Consider the following 19,161-nt stretch of genomic DNA (forward strand, 5'->3'; position numbering starts at 1 on the left):
GTACTGGGTTCAGTCAATTTCTTACTAGCTTCCGCGCTTTTATTACTGCATCTACACTCAGGTCAAATTAAAAATATGTCACCTTAGCGATTTTACTACCTGTTTTCACCATGATTATTTATTTTCTAAAGCGAATTTTTCCAGGTAAGGATATTGATGATGACGGCTCAACACATCACTATTGCTGCTGTTACGAATAAGCTAACTTCTTTAAAGCAAATTCGCTTTACAGGTTGGTTAGTTCTCAAAGGGCCATTAGGTCAGCAATGGGTATTTTATTTATATTTAGGTCGGATTATCTATGCCACGGGCGGAGCGCATCGAGTTAGAAGATGGCAAAGAAATTTGGCTACATATTGCTTTAATGTTAGTTTAAATCAAATCCAACAGTTAAAGTTGCCCGCAGAAATTGAGCCATCTGATACGGGTACAAGTTGCTGGGAACACCAGTTGTTATGCTTATGGATGCAACAGCAACGCATCACGCGAGAGCAAGTAGTTAAAATGATTCAAGTAAGCATTCTAGAAGTGCTATTTGATGTTAATCAAGCCTTGCACGTAACGTGCAACATTAAGCAAGACAATCCTCTATCTCCCCAATTAGTATTAATAGATGCAGAGCAAGCAATAACGGAAGCTCAAAAGCAGTGGCAAATTTGGAAAACAGCAAATCTTTCAGATGTGTTTCCCGATCAAGCTCCAGTAATAAAACAACCAGAGCAACTGCAACTAAAAGCATCAGTTTCTGTTTATAAATCTTTAACTTTATTGTTGGATGGGCAACGTTCATTACGAGATATAGCTGTCCAAACAAAACGCAATGTTATAGATGTAACCAGATCACTATCACCTTATTTTGAATCGGGGATGGTTGAGTTAATTAACATTCCTGATTTACCAATTCCAGTTGCTACTCCTACTAATGGTAGTACTCCAGCTACGGCACAAGTTCAAAATCAAGCTAAAGGGCCACTAATTGCTTGTGTAGATGATAGTCCTTTGGTTTGTCAAACAATGGAAAAAATTCTCACCTCAGTTGGGTATCAGTTTTTAGCAATTCAAGATTCAATGCGAGCGATCGCCACCTTATTAACACGCAAACCAGAGTTAATATTTTTAGATTTAGTCATGCCAAATACAAATGGCTATGAGATTTGTACCCAATTACGCAAGGTTTCAGCTTTCCGTGACACACCAATAATTATTTTAACAGGGAACGACGGCATTATTGATCGAGTTCGTGCCAAGGTTGTAGGAGCAACAGATTTTTTAGGAAAACCAGTGGATGCAGAAACAGTGCTAGCGGTAGCTAACAAATACCTCAAGCACCTCAAATCCAGTTCCATTGTGGTAGGTTGATCCTGATAGTTTTAAACAAGGTTAATGCGATGCGTACTGCTTTAGTTGTTGAAGATACGATGACAGAAAGACAAATTTTGACTAGCTGCTTGCAGCGTGCAGGCTTAAATGTTTTGACAGCAAATAGCACAGAAGAAGCATTAGAAAAAATCAGTGCCTCTAAACCTGATGTGATCATTCTTGACGTTGTGCTACCTGGGCGTAGTGGCTTTGAACTTTGCCGTGAACTGAAAGCTGACCCAGAAACTAACAAAATTCCAGTAGTAATGTGTTCAACAAAAAGTAGTGATATGGATAAATTTTGGGGAATGAAACAAGGTGCAGATGCTTATATACCAAAACCAGTTGATCAAGAAGAACTCTTGCGAACAGTTAATCAATTAATTAAAAACTAAGTCAATTGTAACTTAGCACCTCGAGGAAGCAAGCAATGGTATCTGAATTTTTATCAGGGAACACTACATTATTAAATCAAACTGCAAATAATACTCCAACACATCAAACAAGCGTTGGGGAACAGTTTTTGCGGTTTCATTTAGGTGGAGAAACTACAGCACTATTGCCTGTGCATCAAATGACAGAGGTGCTAAATATTCCAGTTAACCAGATTGTACCTATTCCTCACCTACCAGGGTGGGTAATGGGTGTTTATAACTGGCGGGGTGAAATTCTCTGGATTGTAGATTTAGGGCATTTGGTAGGTTTAACTCCCTTGCACCAACAAGAAATTAGCCATTCAACCTACACAACAATTGTTATTCATAGCCAACAGAAACATACCAGTAAAAAGAGATTAGGCGGTCAAATTACTGGAAGTAAAATGTTGGGACTGGTTGTGGAGAAAGTCGAAGATATGGAGTGGTGCAATCCTGATTCAATTGAATCCCCTCCCCTGTCTGCTGTTACCCCTGAACTTGTGCCATTTCTACGAGGTTATTGGATGAAATCTAATGATGAAATGCTAGTGGTTTTAGAAGGAGAAGCCATAATTGCGGGAATGCCTAAACCCGCAGTTTAAATAACAATGGGGATTAAGGCATTGTTGCAAAGTAACATCAAAAAACGTTACTTCCCTCTATATCAGTTAATTCGTTCAAGTAGTTCTACCAATTTATTTTTAGTGAATTTTGATTTATGACTAAGCATTCTGAGCCTCAACCAAATAAAAATAAAGCTGAAACTAACGGTCGTTTAAATGGTAGAAAAAATGGTGCTAACCATTTACCGCCACCACCACCTCCATTTAAACCACTAACATCTACCGAAGAATTGCACACTGAGATCATTGAGCCGCGTACAAACAATGGTTACAGTAATGGCGTAGCGCCAATAGAAGTCAGGGAAACACAAGAGCAAGATGCTCCAAAACCAGCCTTAAAACTTGGTTCAACATTCAGCCGCCAACTGTTGACCACTATTTTACCTGTCTTACTTGCTCCAATTGCGATCGCCGGAATAGCCACTTGGGGTATTACTCAACATCAAGCAACTCAACGTGCTGACTCAAAATTAAAACAAGACGCATTGCTGTCTTCATATTTGGCGGGTAATTTAGTTGATAATGGCGTTAAAGCTACATCATCTTTAGCAGAAAATCCCTTCATTATTAATGCCGTTCGCCCAACTGCTCAAGTAGCACCAGCCAACCCCTTAAACGCAACTACAGCTACAAAAGCACCACAGCTTAATCCCGGATTAAGTTCTTATTTGCAACAAACCGCCAAAAATCAAAATTTTTCTCAATTATTATTCACAGATAAAAACGGTTCAAATATTGCTGCCGCTACAGCAGTTGGAAACCCTGTTCAAAGTAGCCAAGAATGGTGGCAAAAAGCCAAGAGCGAAGGCAAGTGGATTAGTAAACCTAAACTAGATCAAAATAAACAACCTGTTGTTGAGATCAGTAATGCTATTAGAGATCCACTTTCAGGGCAATTTATTGGTGTAATTAAATCCGTAATGCCCACCGCTAACTTTAACAGTTTGGCATTACCTTTAGAACAAGTTGGATTAACTGCATCAGAAAAAATTCAAATTATTGCTCCTCAAAGCAAAAGTGTAATTAGTACTATCACTTCCAGTGGTTCAGTAGCTCAACAAGAACTGCTAGGAGGCGAACCAATTTTACAAAAGGCAACCGCTCTTTTAGAAGAACTTAAAGCACAAAAAAGTTCTTTTACAGGAAATAAGCAAGCCAGCTACGTTGCCAAAAGACCTCAGCTTCAAGGGCTTACTATTATTCCCTTTGTTCACCAAGAAGGACAACTATCTCTTAGTACATCGTTTAACCAAGATGGTAGAAAGTATACCCTAGCTGCCGTTCCTGGTGCAGATTTAGTTAGTGTTAGTTCAATTGATCTTTCCGAAATTACACCAGCAGGTAATGAGCAAGGATTAATTTTCCTCTTCATGTTTCTGACATTAGGAGTAATTGGTACAGGCATTGCTGTCACATTAGCTCGTCGCTGGTCTAAACCTTTAAAAGAATTAACCAGTAAATCAGAACAGGTAGCAGCAGGAAATTGGGATGCCTACGTTGAACCTCGTGGTAGTGCTGAAACCAAAACCTTAGCCCTCAGTTTTAATAACCTGGTAAGACAGGTTAAAGAATTATTAAACAAGCAAGAAGCGGAAGCCAAAGCAGCAGAATTATTTGCAGATATTGCCAGTAAAGCGCGTGAATCTCTAGATATCAACGAGATATTTGAAAAAGCAGTAGTAGGAACACAACAGTTACTCAACGCCGAACGAGTAAGCGTGTATCGCTTTAACAGTGATTGGAGTGGCGAAATTGTTTACGAAGCCGCAGCCCCTGGAGTACCAGATTGTCTAAACATGACAGTAGCAGACAGCTACTTCATGGACACAGAGAAAGGTGTAGAACGTTATCGCAACGGTCGGGTATTTGTAATAGATGACATCTACAAAACCAACCTCACACCATGTCACCGAGAAGTATATGAGCGTTTAAAGATTCGCTCGATTGTAATTACCCCAATTGTGGGGGGTGATAAATTACTGGGATTATTGTGTACACAGCAATACTCTAGCCCCAGAACATGGCAGCAGTCGGAAGTAAATTTCTGTACTCAGTTAGCGACGCAAGTAGGTTTGGCATTAGACCGTATTAGCTACTTCGAGCAAAAAGAAACTGAAGCTATAAAGCAAGAAGTTGAAGCCAAAGCAGCACAGCTATTTGCCGAAATCGCTAACAGCGCTCGTCAAGCGGTCGATATCGAACCCCTGTTTGAAAAAGCAGTGCAAGGAACACAACACCTACTCAACGCTGAACGAGTAAGCGTGTATCGCTTTAACAGTGATTGGAGTGGCGAAATTGTTGCAGAAGCTGCCGCCCCAGGCGTACCAGATTGCTTGAACATGATAGTAGCAGACAGCTACTTCATGGATACAGAACAAGGCGTAGAACGTTATCGTAATGGTCGGGTATTTGTAATTGATGACATCTACAAGAGCAACCTTACACCATGTCACCGAGAAGTATATGAGCGTTTAAAGATTCGCTCGATTGTAATTACACCTATTGTGGGTGGTGACAAACTCTTAGGTCTGTTGTGTACACAGCAATACTCTAGTCCTAGAACATGGCTGCCCTCAGAAGTGAATTTCTGTAGTCAGTTAGCTACGCAAGTAGGTTTGGTGTTAGACCGTATTAGCTACTTCGAGCAAAAAGAAGCTGATGGCAAACAGCAAGAAGTTGAAGCAAAGCAAGCACAGTTATTTGCCGAAATCGCTAACAGCGCCCGTCGCGACGAAGACATTGAACCCCTGTTTGAAAAAGCAGTGCAAGGAACACAACAATTACTCAATGCTGAACGAGTAAGCGTGTATCGCTTTAACAGTGATTGGAGTGGCGAAATTGTTGCAGAAGCCGCCGCCCCAGGCGTACCAGATTGCTTGAACATGATAGTAGCAGACAGCTACTTCATGGATACTGAGCAAGGTGTAGAACGTTATCGTAATGGTCGGGTATTTGTAATAGATGATATTTACAAAAGCAACCTTACACCATGTCACCGAGAAGTATATGAGCGTTTAAAGATTCGCTCAATTGTGATTACCCCAATTGTGGGGGGTGATAAATTACTGGGATTATTGTGTACACAGCAATACTCCAGCCCCAGAACATGGCAGCAGTCAGAAATAAATTTCTGTACTCAGTTAGCTACGCAAGTAGGTTTGGTGTTAGACCGTATTAGCTACTTCGAGCAAAAAGAAACTGAAGCTATAAAGCAAGAAGTTGAAGCCAAAGCAGCACAGCTATTTGCCGAAATCGCTAACAGCGCTCGTCAAGCGGTCGATATCGAACCCCTGTTTGAAAAAGCAGTGCAAGGAACACAACACCTACTCAACGCTGAACGAGTAAGCGTGTATCGCTTTAACAGTGATTGGAGTGGTGAAATTGTTTCCGAAGCCGCAGCCCCAGGAGTACCAGATTGCTTGAACATGGTAGTAGCGGACAGCTACTTCATGGACACAGAACAAGGTGTAGAACGTTATCGTAATGGTCGGGTATTTGTAATAGATGACATCTACAAAACCAACCTCACACCGTGTCACCGAGAAGTATATGAGCGTTTAAAGATTCGCTCGATTGTAATTACACCTATTGTGGGTGGTGACAAACTCTTAGGTCTGTTGTGTACACAGCAATATTCTAGTCCCCGAACATGGCTGCCCTCAGAAGTGAATTTCTGTAGCCAGTTAGCTACGCAAGTAGGTTTGGCTCTTGACCGTATTAGCTACTTTGAGCAAAAAGAAGCTGATGCTACAAAGCAAGAATCCGAAGCCAAAGCAGCACAGCTATTTGCCGAAATCGCTAACAGCGCCCGTCGCGATGAAGACATTGAACCACTGTTTGAAAAAGCAGTAGTAGGAACACAACAATTACTCAACGCTGAACGAGTAAGCGTGTATCGCTTTAACAGTGATTGGAGTGGCGAAATTGTTGCAGAAGCTGCCGCCCCAGGCGTACCAGATTGCTTGAACATGATAGTAGCAGACAGTTACTTCATGGACACTGAGCAAGGTGTAGAACGTTATCGTAATGGTCGGGTATTTGTAATAGATGATATTTACAAAAGCAACCTTACACCATGTCACCGAGAAGTATATGAGCGTTTAAAGATTCGCTCGATTGTAATTACACCTATTGTGGGTGGTGACAAACTCTTAGGTCTGTTGTGTACACAGCAATACTCTAGTCCTAGAACATGGCTGCCCTCAGAAGTGAACTTCTGTAGTCAGTTAGCTACGCAAGTAGGTTTGGTGTTAGACCGTATTAGCTACTTCGAGCAAAAAGAAGCTGAAGCTACAAAGCAAGAATCCGAAGCCAAAGCAGCACAGCTATTTGCCGAAATCGCTAACAGCGCTCGTCGCGATGAAGACATTGAACCACTGTTTGAAAAAGCAGTAGTAGGAACACAACAATTACTCAACGCTGAACGAGTAAGCGTGTATCGCTTTAACAGTGATTGGAGTGGCGAAATTGTTGCAGAAGCTGCCGCCCCAGGCGTACCAGATTGCTTGAACATGATAGTAGCAGACAGTTACTTCATGGATACAGAACAAGGTGTAGAACGTTATCGTAATGGTCGGGTATTTGTAATTGATGACATCTACAAGAGCAACCTTACACCATGTCACCGAGAAGTATATGAGCGTTTAAAGATTCGCTCGATTGTAATTACACCTATTGTGGGTGGTGACAAACTCTTAGGTCTGTTGTGTACACAGCAATACTCTAGTCCCAGAACATGGCAGCAGTCGGAAGTAAATTTCTGTACCCAGTTAGCGACGCAAGTAGGTTTGGCATTAGACCGTATTAGCTACTTTGAGCAAAAAGAAGCTGATGCTACAAAGCAAGAAGTTGAAGCCAAAGCAGCACAGTTATTTGCTGAAATCGCTAACAGCGCCCGTCGCGATGAAGACATTGAACCACTGTTTGAAAAAGCAGTAGTAGGAACACAACAATTACTCAATGCCGAACGAGTAAGTGTGTACCGATTCAATCAAGACTGGAGTGGCGAAATTGTTGCAGAAGCCGCAGCCCCAGGAGTGCCAGATTGCTTGAACATGATAGTAGCAGATAGCTACTTTATGGATACTGAGCAAGGTGTAGAACGTTATCGCAACGGTCGGGTATTTGTCATAGATGACATCTACAAAAGCAACCTCACACCATGTCACCGAGAAGTATATGAGCGTTTAAAGATTCGCTCAATTGTAATTACACCTATTGTGGGTGGTGATAAATTACTGGGATTATTGTGTACACAGCAATACTCCAGCCCCAGAACATGGCAGCAGTCGGAAGTAAATTTCTGTACTCAGTTAGCTACGCAAGTAGGTTTAGCGTTAGACCGTATTAGCTACTTTGAGCAAAAAGAAGCTGATGCTACCAAGCAAGAAGCCGAAGCCAAAGCAGCACAACTGTTTGCTGAAATAGCTAACAGCGCCCGTCGCGACGAAGACATTGAACCACTGTTTGAAAAAGCAGTAGTAGGAACACAACAATTACTCAACGCTGAACGAGTAAGCGTGTATCGCTTTAACAGTGATTGGAGTGGTGAAATTGTTTCCGAAGCCGCAGCCCCAGGCGTACCAGATTGCTTGAACATGATAGTAGCAGACAGCTACTTCATGGACACAGAACAAGGTGTAGAACGTTATCGTAATGGTCGGGTATTTGTAATTGATGACATCTACAAGAGCAACCTTACACCATGTCACCGAGAAGTATATGAGCGTTTAAAGATTCGCTCGATTGTAATTACACCTATTGTGGGTGGTGACAAACTCTTAGGTCTGTTGTGTACACAGCAATACTCTAGTCCTAGAACATGGCTGCCCTCAGAAGTGAATTTCTGTAGTCAGTTAGCGACGCAAGTAGGTTTGGCATTAGACCGTATTAGCTACTTCGAGCAAAAAGAAGCTGAGGTAAAACAACAAAAAGCAGAGGCGAAGCGATCGCAACTGTTTGTAGAAATTGCTAACAGCGCCCGTGAATCTCTTGATGTTCAAGCAGTATTCGAGAAAGCTGTACAAGGTACACAACAGTTAGTAGATGCAGAACGGGTTTCTTTATACCGCTTTAATCCAGACTGGAGTGGGGAAATTATTGCAGAAGCCGCAGCCCCAGGAGTACCAGACTGTCTGAACATGGTAGTAGCTGATACCTACTTCATGGACACCGAACAAGGCGTAGAACGTTATCGCAACGGTCGGGTATTTGTAATAGATGACATTTACAAGAGCAACCTGACACCTTGTCACCGTGAAGTGTATGAGCGCTTAAAGATTCGCTCGATAGTAATTACTCCCATTGTCGGCGGTGATAAATTGCTGGGATTACTATGTACACAACAGTACTCCAGCCCCCGTGTGTGGCAATCATCGGAAATTGATTTGTGTACACAACTGGCAACTCAAGTTGGGTTGGCTCTTGACCGGATTAGTTTCTTAGAACAAAAAGAAGCTGAAACCAAACGCGCACAACTGTTTGCTGAAATTGCTACTAGCGCCCGTGAATCACTTGATATTCAGGATGTGTTTGAGAAAGCTGTGCAAGGGACGCAACAACTGGTTAACGCAGAACGGGTATTCTTATATCGGTTTAACCCAGATTGGAGTGGTAATGTCGTTGCTGAAGCAGTGTTACCAGGTTTACCTTCATTCTTGAACCTTAAGGTGGCAGATACTTACTTCACTGAATCAGATGAAGGAGTAGAACTGTACCGCAATGGGCGTGTGTTTGTCATTAATGACATTTATCAAGCTAATCTCACCCCTTGTCACTTGGAGTTGTATGAACGCTTAAGACTGCGTGCTAATGTGATCACCCCAATTGTTAGTGGTGACAAACTCTTAGGCTTATTGTGTACGCAGCAATGTTCAACACCTCGGAATTGGCAAAAGTCTGAAGTTGATTTGTGTACTCAGTTAGCCACCCAAGTCGGTTTGGCTCTTGACCGCATTAGCTATTTAGAACAAAAAGAAGCCGAAGCAAAACGCGCTCAACTACTGTCTGATGTTACTTTGCGTCTGCGCGAATCTCTCAAACTCGATGACATCCTCAATACGGCTGTTTCAGAAATGCGTAAAGCATTTAATACGGATCGTGTAATTGTTTATCGCTTTGATAGTAACTGGGAGGGCGTTGTCATCGCAGAATCTGTAGCGCCAGGTTGGATGCCAACGCTAGGGGTAAGACTACTTGATACCTGTTTGAAAGAAACACAAGGCGGTAGCTACAACAAAGGTCGTGTACGTGCTATTGAAGATATTCAGCAAGCGGGTTTGAACAAATGCCATGTGGAGATGCTGGAGCGTTTCCAAGTTATGGCAAACTTAGTTGTGCCGATTATGGTAGACAATCAGTTATTCGGGTTGATGATTGCTCATCACTGCTCAGAAACTCGCACTTGGCCCAAGGCTGAAATTGATTTGTTCACGCAGTTGGCAACCCAAGTCGGTTTGGCTCTCAACCAAGCTACTTTGGTGGAACAAATTCAAACTCTACTTGCTGCTCAAGAAGTAGCTACTCAGCAACAAACCCAGAATGCTGAACAACAACGGTTAGCTAGGGAGGCTCTCCAAAAACGGGCGCTAGAACTGCTAATAGAAGTTGATCCAGTTAGTAAAGGTGATCTGACGATTCGCGCAAATGTGACTGAAGATGAAATCGGTACAATTGCAGACTCGTACAATGCCACCATTACCAGCTTGCGGAAGATTGTATCTCAGGTGCAGACCGCAACTAAACAAGTAGCAGCAACTACTAGCAGTAACGAAGTTGCCGTTCAAGAGCTATCAGCAGAAGCTTTACGCCAAGCTGAAGAAATTGTCGGTGCTTTGGATCGGATTGAGGAAATGTCTATCTCGATTCGCGCTGTGGCTAAGAATGCTGAACAAGCGGAAGCGGCGGTACAGCAAGCTACGGAAATTGTGAAGGAAGGCGACGACGCGATGAACCGGACTGTAGATGGGATTCTAGCAATCCGCGAAACGGTAGCAGAAACCTCTAAAAAAGTCAAGCGGTTGGGTGAATCTTCACAAAAGATTTCTAAAGTTGTGAACTTGATTGGCACATTTGCGGCTCAAACTAACTTGTTAGCACTGAATGCTTCAATTGAGGCGGCGCGTGCAGGTGAAGAAGGGCGTGGTTTCGCGGTGGTTGCGGATGAAGTGCGATCGCTTGCTCGTCAATCAGCAGCAGCAACGGCAGAAATCGAGAAGCTGGTAGCAGGTATCCAAGCAGAAACTAATGAAGTAGTTGCAGCAATGGAATCTGGTACTGAGCAAGTAGTCACTGGTACAAAGCTAGTAGATGAAGCACGGTCTAGCTTGAATAAAATCACTGCTGCTAGTTCGCACATCAGCGCCTTAGTAGAAGCGATCGCTCAAGCCGCCGCAGTTCAAACTAAAGCTTCTGAAGAAGTAACTCATACTATGAGTAATGTTGCAGCTATCGCCAACAAAACCTCAACAGGAGCAACTGACGTATCAGCATCCTTTAAAGAATTACTAACTTTAGCCCAAGAATTGCAAGCTAACGTCGGTCAATTCAAAGTTAACTAAGGGAGAGGTGAGAGGAGAGAGGGGAGAGGAGTCAGAAAGAATACTTTATTTTCTGTTTCTCTCCCTTTCCCCCCTTTTTCCCTTTCCCCCTTCCCCCTTCCCCCCTCCCACCTCCCCCTCCTCGCTATGGCTATCGACTCTGATATTCGCGATCAAGCCTACCAATTCTTTATTCAAGAAGCTCCAGAACTATTACAAGTAATCGAAACCGAGTTGCTGGATCTTAGGCAAAATCGCACTGCTGGTAAAATCCACAACATGATGCGGGCGGCTCACTCTATCAAAGGGGGATCTGCCAGTGTTGGGCTAGATGCGATTAAAACTTTGTCACATCGCCTTGAAGATATTTTTAAGGCACTGCATCAGGAAGATTTAGTAATTGACGAGCAACTAGAAACTTGGCTATTACAGGCTTATGATTGCCTGCGTCTGCCACTGATGGAGCAGATTAATACTGGTTATTTTGATGCAGAAGAGGCGATCGCAGTAGCAGAACCTCTATTTGCAGAAATTGAAGAGGAATTAAAAGATTACCTGGGTAAAGAAGATTTCTTACCTAGTTCTGTGGAATTAGGCATAGATATTACTTTATCTATATTTGAAATAGATGTTGCTCAAGGATTAGAGCGTTTAATTGACGTTTTGGCAGATCCCGAACACAATGTAGTAGCGGGAGAATTGCGGGCGCAAGCAGAAGTATTTTCTGGAATAGGAGAGTTATTTAACCTATCAGGATTTACTGCGATCGCAAATACAGCTATAGCTGCTCTTGATGCTCATCCCGATCAAGTTTTGCATATTGCTGAAGTAGCATTAGCGGATTTTCAGGCAGGAAGAGAAGCAGTAATAGCAGGCGATCGCGCTCAAGGCGGTTCCCCTTCCCCAGCTTTACTAAAACTTGCTGATTCTTCTAACTCAGAAATCTTAACTTCTACTCAACCAATAACAACAAATAATAATTTTACAGACAGTAACTTCCTAGATCTAGACGAGCAATTTAACGAACTAACATCATTTGTAAGCCCTGATCTGCGTGCTGAAGCACTAGAATTTAACGATTGGTCTTCATTGGATTTAGTAGACTCATCTAGTTTAGAAGAAGCAGCATTAACATTAGACATAGACTTATTCGGTCAACAAGAGCAAGTAAACAACCCCTCTATAACAGATATTTTTGCTAACCATGAAATATCTAATGAATTTACGGAATTAGATAATGGATCGGGGCTTGATTTATTCAAATTAAATGAAACTGAATTAACCGAAATATTTGCTGATAGCAGCCAAGAAATTCCCGATCAACTAGAACCTTCAAGTCCTGGGTTAGATGAAATATTTGGTAATTCTATATTTACTAGCAATGACGCACTAGAATTACCCACGCAGGAAGTTGAAATTAACGGTATTAATCTAGTTGAATCACAAGAATTAGATCAAACTTGTTTAATCAATGTAGATGATATTTTTGATGATTCTGCTATTCACAAAGCAAATATAATAATTCCAGATATTTTTACCCCTGAAGCAAAATCAGTATTTAGCGAGCCAGCCCCAGAAGAAAGTCTTCAAATTGAGTCAACACATCAAGTTGAACAAAATAATTTAATTTTATCTTTAGACGAAGTTTTTGGTATACCCGATTCCAGCCAAGAAACGATTGAAAAAACAAATGGATTCCTGATTGAGACATCTCTTGAAACTCCCGCAGTCGCAGAGCAAAATAATAGTGAAGTAACTTTAGCTAATCAATTAAACAGCGTTAGTCTTAATACTCCTTCTTTAAAAGATGTATTTAGCGAATTTATTGAGGAAAGCCAACCTCCATTAATACCATCTTTAGATACTACTGCTGTTAAAGCCGAAGAAACTGCACCTCAAGAAACTAATTTAGCTCCCAATAGTAATGAATTTATACTTGATAAAGTTACCGATGAGCCTCCACTTAGTATAGAATTGCCATCTGAATTAGTAGAAAAAGTTGCGGCTGCATCTAATTTTCAAGAATTAGTGCAATCAATTGAGGAAGCATACGATCAATTGCCAGTTGCCGCATTGGATAGTAGCGAAGAAACGACTCCAAAAGTTATTGATGTACTTTCTAGTCCAACTTCTACAAACTCTACAATTACTCAAAAATCTTCTACTCCAGAAAAGCAAGAAATTCCTTCAGGAAATGCTGCTCAACTTTCTGTGAGGGTTGATGTAGATCGACTAGAACGCATGAATAATGTGGTAGGTGAACTAGCTATTAACCGGAATGGTCTTTCTCTACAGAATGAACAATTACAAGGGACTGTTGAAGAATTATTACGTCGGTTTACTAAATTTCAAGAAATGACTTATCAGCTACGAGATTTATCAGATAAAATGCTTGTAGCTCCAGATCATAATTCAAGTTTAAAAGTTGGCTTGTTGAGTGCAGCTAATCAGTCAGAAATTATTAGCTCAAAATCTAGGATGGAAACTGAGTTTGATTCCCTAGAAATGGACAGCTATGGTGAATTAAATTCACGGCTGCAAGAGACGCTAGAAGAAATGGCGCAAATTGAAGAAATAGTAGGCGATATTGCACTATTATCAAGTCAATCTAGCAGAACGTTAGAAGGTCAACGTCAAATGCTTGCCTACTTGCGAGATGATTTAATGTGGGCAAGAATGCTACCTTTGGGTGAGGTATTAAATCGTTTTCCGAGAACATTACGGGATTTATCGACTAAGTATCAAAAACCAGTTGATTTGAAATTAAGTGGAACTGGAGTTTTAGTTGATAAAGCAGTATTAGAAAAACTTTATGACCCTTTACTGCACTTATTTCGCAACGCATTTGATCATGGGATTGAACCCGCAGAAGTGCGCCGTAAACAAAATAAACTAGAACGTGGTCAGATTGAAATTAGAGCATATCACCAAGGCAGTCAAACCGTTATTGAAATGCGGGATGATGGTCAAGGGATAAATTTACAGCGCATCGCTGCTAAAGCGGTAGAAGTAGGTTTAATAGCAGCAGATGAAGTAGCTTTAACCTCCACAGCCAAGCTGTTAGATTTAATATTTGAACCAGGTTTTTCTACTGCTAGCAAAATAACTGAAATTTCAGGTAGAGGTGTTGGTTTAGATGTAGTGCGATCGCAACTACGCTTTCTCAAAGGTACAGTTACAGTACACTCTCATCAGGGGCGTGGTACTACATTTATTTTACGCATCCCATTAACACTAACTATTGCTAAATTACTGGTTTGCATGGTGGGTTCTACCGCTTATGCTTTCCCTGCTGATAGTATTGAAGAAATATTTGTTCCCAAAGCCGACCAGATGAAGCTATCTGGAAAACAAAAATTATTACACTGGAGAAAACGGCTGGTTCCAATTCATCATTTATCGGAACTATTAAACTATTCAGTACCATTACCCGAAACTGTTCCTAGCCAAGCCTTATTATCAGTCCCCACCCCTGAAGACTGGGCATCACCTATTTTACTCTTGCGTCAGGATAATCAATTTATAGCATTAGAAGTTGATCGTTTAATTACAGAACAAGAACTGGTAATTAAACCATTTGGTAATGCGATCGCACCTCCATCTTATATTTACGGTTGTACAATCTTAGGAGATGGAAGTTTACTTCCAGTAATTGATGGTGCAACTCTACTCAGTCAAATTGCTGGTCAACCTAAAGATATCGTCACTACTTCAACTTCCTCACCAACTGCTACCCGCCAGAAAACGCCATCATCCGCAACGCGCCAACCAACTAGCAGTGTTAAATCTCCCTTAATATTAGTTGTTGATGACTCAATTGCGTTACGCCAAACATTAGCTTTAACATTGCAAAAAGCAGGTTATCGTGTTGTGCAAGCTAGGGATGGTAGAGAAGCAATAGAACAATTGCAGAAAAATTCCACTATTCAGTTAGTAGTTTCTGACGTAGAAATGCCTAATATGAACGGCTTTGAATTTCTCACCCAGCGCCGTCAAGATGCAGAATTATCAAAATTTCCGGTAATAATGTTAACTTCTCGCAGTAGTGATAAACATCGACAGTTAGCCAAACACTTAGGAGCAAGTGCCTACTTCACCAAACCCTACCTAGAACAAGAATTTTTAGCAGGTATCAAAGATATAATCAGCCAAAACGCCCCTAAAAAAGCCACCGCCCTAACCACTTAAAACCCATCATCCCAACAAATAACTTAACAGAAACATCTGTGTGCATCTGTGGATATCTGTGGTTAAATCTACCTAAAAAACGTAGCAAATATGCCCTTAACCCTAAACATAACTAATTATGACAACCTTAGACCTAAATGATACCTTAACCTACTCAACCGCCGAATCAAACGAGTTAGATAATACCCGTGCGATACAAACATTAAAACTATTAGTTTTTAGCATAGGTAGCCTCAACTTAGCCTTACGAATTGAAGCTGTTTATAAAGTACTTAATTCCAGCCAAATTCATGGAAGTGGCAGCAAGTGGGTAGGACTTGTCCACATGGGCGATCGCGAAGTTACAGTTTTAGATTTAGAATGGCGTATATTCCAAATCCATAGAGATCACCAAAACCTTGATGAAGGCTATCTCATCGTAGTTCAAAATAAAGAGCGTGAACTTTGTGGTATCCCAGTTACCAACGTTCCCGCTTTAATTGATGTACCTTTATCTAGTATCAGAGTTTTACCAGAATCTTTTCGGCGCGGTGATACATTGGGGATAGCTAGTCACGTTGCAGTTATACCGCAAGAAGAGTCGAATTTGACTTTATTTATGTTAGATATTGATGCGGCTACAAAATTAACAGTGGAAAATATAAAACAGTCATAAAGACTACCCCACCCCAGCCCCTCCCCGAAATTCGGGGAGGGGAGTTTGAGGAAGTTTGATTTATAGTTAAACCTGAGAACGAATTGAGCGAGGCTCTACATTAGAATAACCGTTATCCTGCTAACTGTTCTCTCAACCAAGCTCTAAATAATTTCATTGTGGCATTTCTACCAATAACTTTACTGCGTTCCAAATATTCTGGAATTACTTCAATAATTGGCAGGCTAGGAAAATTTAAACTTTGATTGGATTGAATATATTTACCTGCTTGCAGTATATTTATCTCTAACTTGCTCCCGTCGTAACGCCAAAATTCAGAAACGCCTAAATCTTGATAACTATTTAATCTAGTGCGAGATGTAATATCAATTTCAATCGCTAAATCTGGAGGTGGATCTACTGTTAAATTTAGCCGTTTCTTACCTCTAATTTTTGCTTCATTTTGAATATAGAAACAATCATCCGGCTCTTTCGCTGCGGCCATTTTTTCATTTTCAAAAGTAGTAGAGCCTAAACTTCTAAATTCAACATCCATTTCTTCTAAAATTGCCTTAACTAAATCACCAATTATTACTTTGTTATCTTCATGTTCAGGTAGAGGAACCATGATTTCTAACATTCCTTTACTATAAGAAATTCTGGCACTACGACTTTCTCCTAAATTTGTTAATAAATCTTGAAATTGCTGCCAATTAACATCTTTCAATAGTAATTGAGTGCCTGGAGCAACTATGATTTGCTTAAGTGCTACTTGCATAAATTTGTTCCTGATTCAGGAGTTAAGAGAATTAAGTTTTAGAAGAGATTGAATGCTTTGATTTTAACTATTTACTGCTGAAAAATTATTGAATATTGATATAAATATATATGATTTACAATAGACCCGCAGGCTCAAGCCTGGGGCTATACAAACGAAGCCCGCCTGTCTATAACTGTTGCAGCACTCAGAATCACACCTTACCAGCGTGATTGAGGAAATTACGTAGATGCTATATCAAGAAATCCTAATAAATTAGTAACTACCGCAACCACTAGGGTAATTAAACCTATTACAATGGCAAATTGAACTACCAAAAGATTAAACGTGACATTGACAAATACACTTCTGCGGTTTCCTAACTTACGCTACAGCCTAATTCCTCTACTGGCTGCACCAATATTGCTACTCCCAGCAGTACGGACATCAGATTCCGCTAGTGTTCCCAAAGAAAACCTTGTCTCAGTTTCGCCACCATCTCAAAGTAGTCAAATTACCCCTCAACCAAGTATTAAACCAAGCAGCCCTTCAATTACTCCAACTGCTAAAACTCCTAATAAAACTAAGATTGCTGCTTCTGTACACAAACCTGCGAATGTTGCCCATGTACACAAACCTACAGATGTGGAATTGAAGGTAGCGATCGCAATTAACGTAGACACTCTCGCGGTTGGAACTTCTACAACAGGAATTATTAGAGATGAAGCGGGAAAGGTACTGCGAAGTCTTCCCGCAGGTGTCCCCTTCAACCTGCAAGCGTCAGGCAACGAAATAGATTTTGGTTTATGGAAAAGCCCTAATGGTGTTTGGCTAGAAGCTACTCCAGGCGGCTATGTTGGTGTTGGAGAACATTGGTATAGAGGAAAAGTCAAATTAATCTCTAGAGGTAGCACTTTATTAGCAGTAAATTATGTCAATTTAGAAACATATTTATATAGCGTTGTTGGCTCAGAAATGTTGAGCAGTTGGCCCATAGATGCTCTCAAAGCTCAAGCAGTTGCAGCACGTTCTTATGCTTTGGTGCGTTACTTAAAACCTTATAGCCCCTTCTACCATATCGGTGCAACCCAAGCTTGGCAAGTTTACAAAGGTTTAAGCGGTGAAGCCAGTAGTACTTATACAGCAGTTGAATTAACTAGAGGTCAAATCCTCACATCTCAAGGTTCCCTTGTTGATGCTTGGTATGCTGATACCCAAGAAACAACTGATAGAGCGCACGATGGTAAAGGAATGAGCCAACATGGAGCTAAAGATTTAGCCAAGCAAGGATATGACTATACGCATATTTTAGGAACTTATTATCCAGGTTCAACTTTAACCCCAATTCAGATATCAGCAGTAGCGAGAGGCGATCGCTAAGTATGTGGTTAAAATTAAACATTGTTAAAATTAAACATTAAAGAGCGATCTTTGGGACTAGCGACTGAGAATATAAATCAAAATGAATCGAGAAGAAGTAGAGAAAAGAACGATCCTTTTGGGAGTAGTGGGAAGCCAAGCTTATCGAATTAATACAGCAGCTTCCGACATTGATTTAAAAGGGATAGCTGTTGCTAAAAAGAGGCACTATCTAGGATTTGAAACTTTTGAGCAAAAAGATCAAGGCTGGCATTCTGAACCTGGAAATATCGAGGCAATTAATAATTCTGCGGATGTTTGCGTGTATGAACTCAGAAAATATTTGCATCTAGCAGCATTAAATAACCCCAATATTTTAGAGTTGATGTGGTTAGATGCAGAAGATTATATACTTCTAACTGATGTAGGTAAAAAACTGATTTCTTACAGACAAGAGATGCTTTGCACCAAAGTTAAGCACTCTTTTTCAGGCTATGCCTTTGCTCAATTAAAGAAAATTGAAACTCATCGTAAATGGTTACTAAATCCTCCAACTAAAAAACCTGAATTAGCTGACTTTGGTTTAAGTGAAGAATATAAACCTTTAACAAAAGATCAGATTAATGCCTTTCTGGAATTTCTTTATCTCTCCGTGCGAGACTGCATTGAATTTATGCAGCCTGCGGAAGAATTATATGAGCTTTTAATTGCCAGAATTGATTATAAAGGAATATTTAAACAGCATCCTTTACCTGTAGAACTTCTGTCTAATGTACAGCAGTTGACTAGAGCAAGTAATGACTTTATTCGCTTATTGCATATTAGTCAAGCTTATCGCACCGCTTTGAGAGAATATGACAATTATCAGTCTTGGAAAAAAAATCGCAACGTGACGCGGGCAGAGTATGAAAGAAAAGTGGGTTATGATGTAAAACACGCAGCGCACTTAATTCGACTTCTGCGGATGGGAATTGAGATTTTAGCTACAGGAGAAGTAATTGTTAATCGAGAAAAAGCCGGAGATGCACCACAGTTAAAAGCGATTAGAAACTGTGAGTATTCTTACGAACAAGTAAAAGCACTTGCTGATGAGTTATTTGCTGAAATTGAAGCAGTTTACCCTAAAAGTGTCTTGCCGAAATATATTGATAGAGCAAGAATTAATGATATTTGTGTAGAATTGGTAGAGATGCAAGGTTGGGAATAAATTATTTAGCTTTTAATTTATGGTTTATTGATGAATGGCTTAAAAAATTTCTCCTATAAAACTTTATATGTAATTAGTGTA

The 19,161-nt window shown here is 40.7% G+C and carries 9 protein-coding genes; 8 read left to right on the forward strand and 1 reads right to left on the reverse strand.

What is annotated here, in order from left to right; genetic code table 11:
* Window positions 1–156 precede the first annotated feature (156 nt).
* The 6 genes from CRI9333_RS06165 to CRI9333_RS06190 all read left to right on the forward strand — a co-directional run bounded on the left by CRI9333_RS06165 (window position 157) and on the right by CRI9333_RS06190 (window position 15,778).
* Window positions 157–1,359 (forward strand): response regulator, encoded by a 1,203-nt coding sequence (locus CRI9333_RS06165; protein WP_015202304.1) that lies wholly within the window; start codon window positions 157–159, stop codon window positions 1,357–1,359.
* 29 nt (window positions 1,360–1,388) lie between these two features.
* A complete protein-coding gene (locus tag CRI9333_RS06170; RefSeq protein WP_015202305.1) occupies window positions 1,389–1,754 on the forward strand; it encodes a response regulator transcription factor in 366 nt (121 codons plus the stop codon).
* A gap of 35 nt (window positions 1,755–1,789) precedes the next feature.
* Complete coding sequence (locus CRI9333_RS06175; RefSeq protein ID WP_015202306.1) at window positions 1,790–2,377, forward strand: chemotaxis protein CheW; 588 nt, start codon at window positions 1,790–1,792, stop codon at window positions 2,375–2,377.
* Between the two features lie 116 nt (window positions 2,378–2,493).
* Window positions 2,494–10,956, forward strand: a complete 8,463-nt coding sequence (locus CRI9333_RS06180; protein ID WP_015202307.1) for a GAF domain-containing protein — start codon at window positions 2,494–2,496, stop codon at window positions 10,954–10,956.
* A 126-nt stretch (window positions 10,957–11,082) separates the two neighbouring features.
* A complete protein-coding gene (locus tag CRI9333_RS06185) occupies window positions 11,083–15,123 on the forward strand; it encodes a hybrid sensor histidine kinase/response regulator (RefSeq protein WP_015202308.1) in 4,041 nt (1,346 codons plus the stop codon).
* 118 nt (window positions 15,124–15,241) lie between these two features.
* Window positions 15,242–15,778, forward strand: a complete 537-nt coding sequence (locus CRI9333_RS06190) for a chemotaxis protein CheW (RefSeq protein WP_015202309.1) — start codon at window positions 15,242–15,244, stop codon at window positions 15,776–15,778.
* A 112-nt stretch (window positions 15,779–15,890) separates the two neighbouring features.
* Here the strand turns inward: CRI9333_RS06190 and CRI9333_RS06195 are convergent, their stop codons facing one another.
* On the reverse strand, window positions 15,891–16,535 hold the full coding sequence (locus CRI9333_RS06195) for a Uma2 family endonuclease (RefSeq protein WP_015202310.1): 645 nt from the start codon (window positions 16,533–16,535) through the stop codon (window positions 15,891–15,893).
* A 333-nt stretch (window positions 16,536–16,868) separates the two neighbouring features.
* On the opposite strand from CRI9333_RS06195, the gene CRI9333_RS06200 reads away from it, so the two are divergent.
* On the forward strand, window positions 16,869–17,894 hold the full coding sequence (locus CRI9333_RS06200; protein ID WP_198013630.1) for a SpoIID/LytB domain-containing protein: 1,026 nt from the start codon (window positions 16,869–16,871) through the stop codon (window positions 17,892–17,894).
* An 82-nt stretch (window positions 17,895–17,976) separates the two neighbouring features.
* Window positions 17,977–19,080 (forward strand): nucleotidyltransferase domain-containing protein, encoded by a 1,104-nt coding sequence (locus CRI9333_RS06205; RefSeq protein ID WP_015202312.1) that lies wholly within the window; start codon window positions 17,977–17,979, stop codon window positions 19,078–19,080.
* Window positions 19,081–19,161: the final 81 nt, after the last annotated feature.

The organism is Crinalium epipsammum PCC 9333 (genome assembly GCF_000317495.1).
Taxonomy (GTDB): domain Bacteria; phylum Cyanobacteriota; class Cyanobacteriia; order Cyanobacteriales; family PCC-9333; genus Crinalium; species Crinalium epipsammum.

What these genes read in the sequence shown, in the direction of transcription:
- CRI9333_RS06195 (WP_015202310.1), bottom strand. Translation starts at nt 16,535, where the DNA reads ATGCAAGTAGCACTTAAGCAAATCATAGTTGCTCCAGGCACTCAATTA.
- CRI9333_RS06185 (WP_015202308.1), top strand. Translation starts at nt 11,083, where the DNA reads ATGGCTATCGACTCTGATATTCGCGATCAAGCCTACCAATTCTTTATT.
- CRI9333_RS06165 (WP_015202304.1), top strand. Translation starts at nt 157, where the DNA reads ATGATGACGGCTCAACACATCACTATTGCTGCTGTTACGAATAAGCTA.
- CRI9333_RS06190 (WP_015202309.1), top strand. Translation starts at nt 15,242, where the DNA reads ATGACAACCTTAGACCTAAATGATACCTTAACCTACTCAACCGCCGAA.
- CRI9333_RS06205 (WP_015202312.1), top strand. Translation starts at nt 17,977, where the DNA reads ATGAATCGAGAAGAAGTAGAGAAAAGAACGATCCTTTTGGGAGTAGTG.
- CRI9333_RS06170 (WP_015202305.1), top strand. Translation starts at nt 1,389, where the DNA reads ATGCGTACTGCTTTAGTTGTTGAAGATACGATGACAGAAAGACAAATT.
- CRI9333_RS06180 (WP_015202307.1), top strand. Translation starts at nt 2,494, where the DNA reads ATGACTAAGCATTCTGAGCCTCAACCAAATAAAAATAAAGCTGAAACT.
- CRI9333_RS06175 (WP_015202306.1), top strand. Translation starts at nt 1,790, where the DNA reads ATGGTATCTGAATTTTTATCAGGGAACACTACATTATTAAATCAAACT.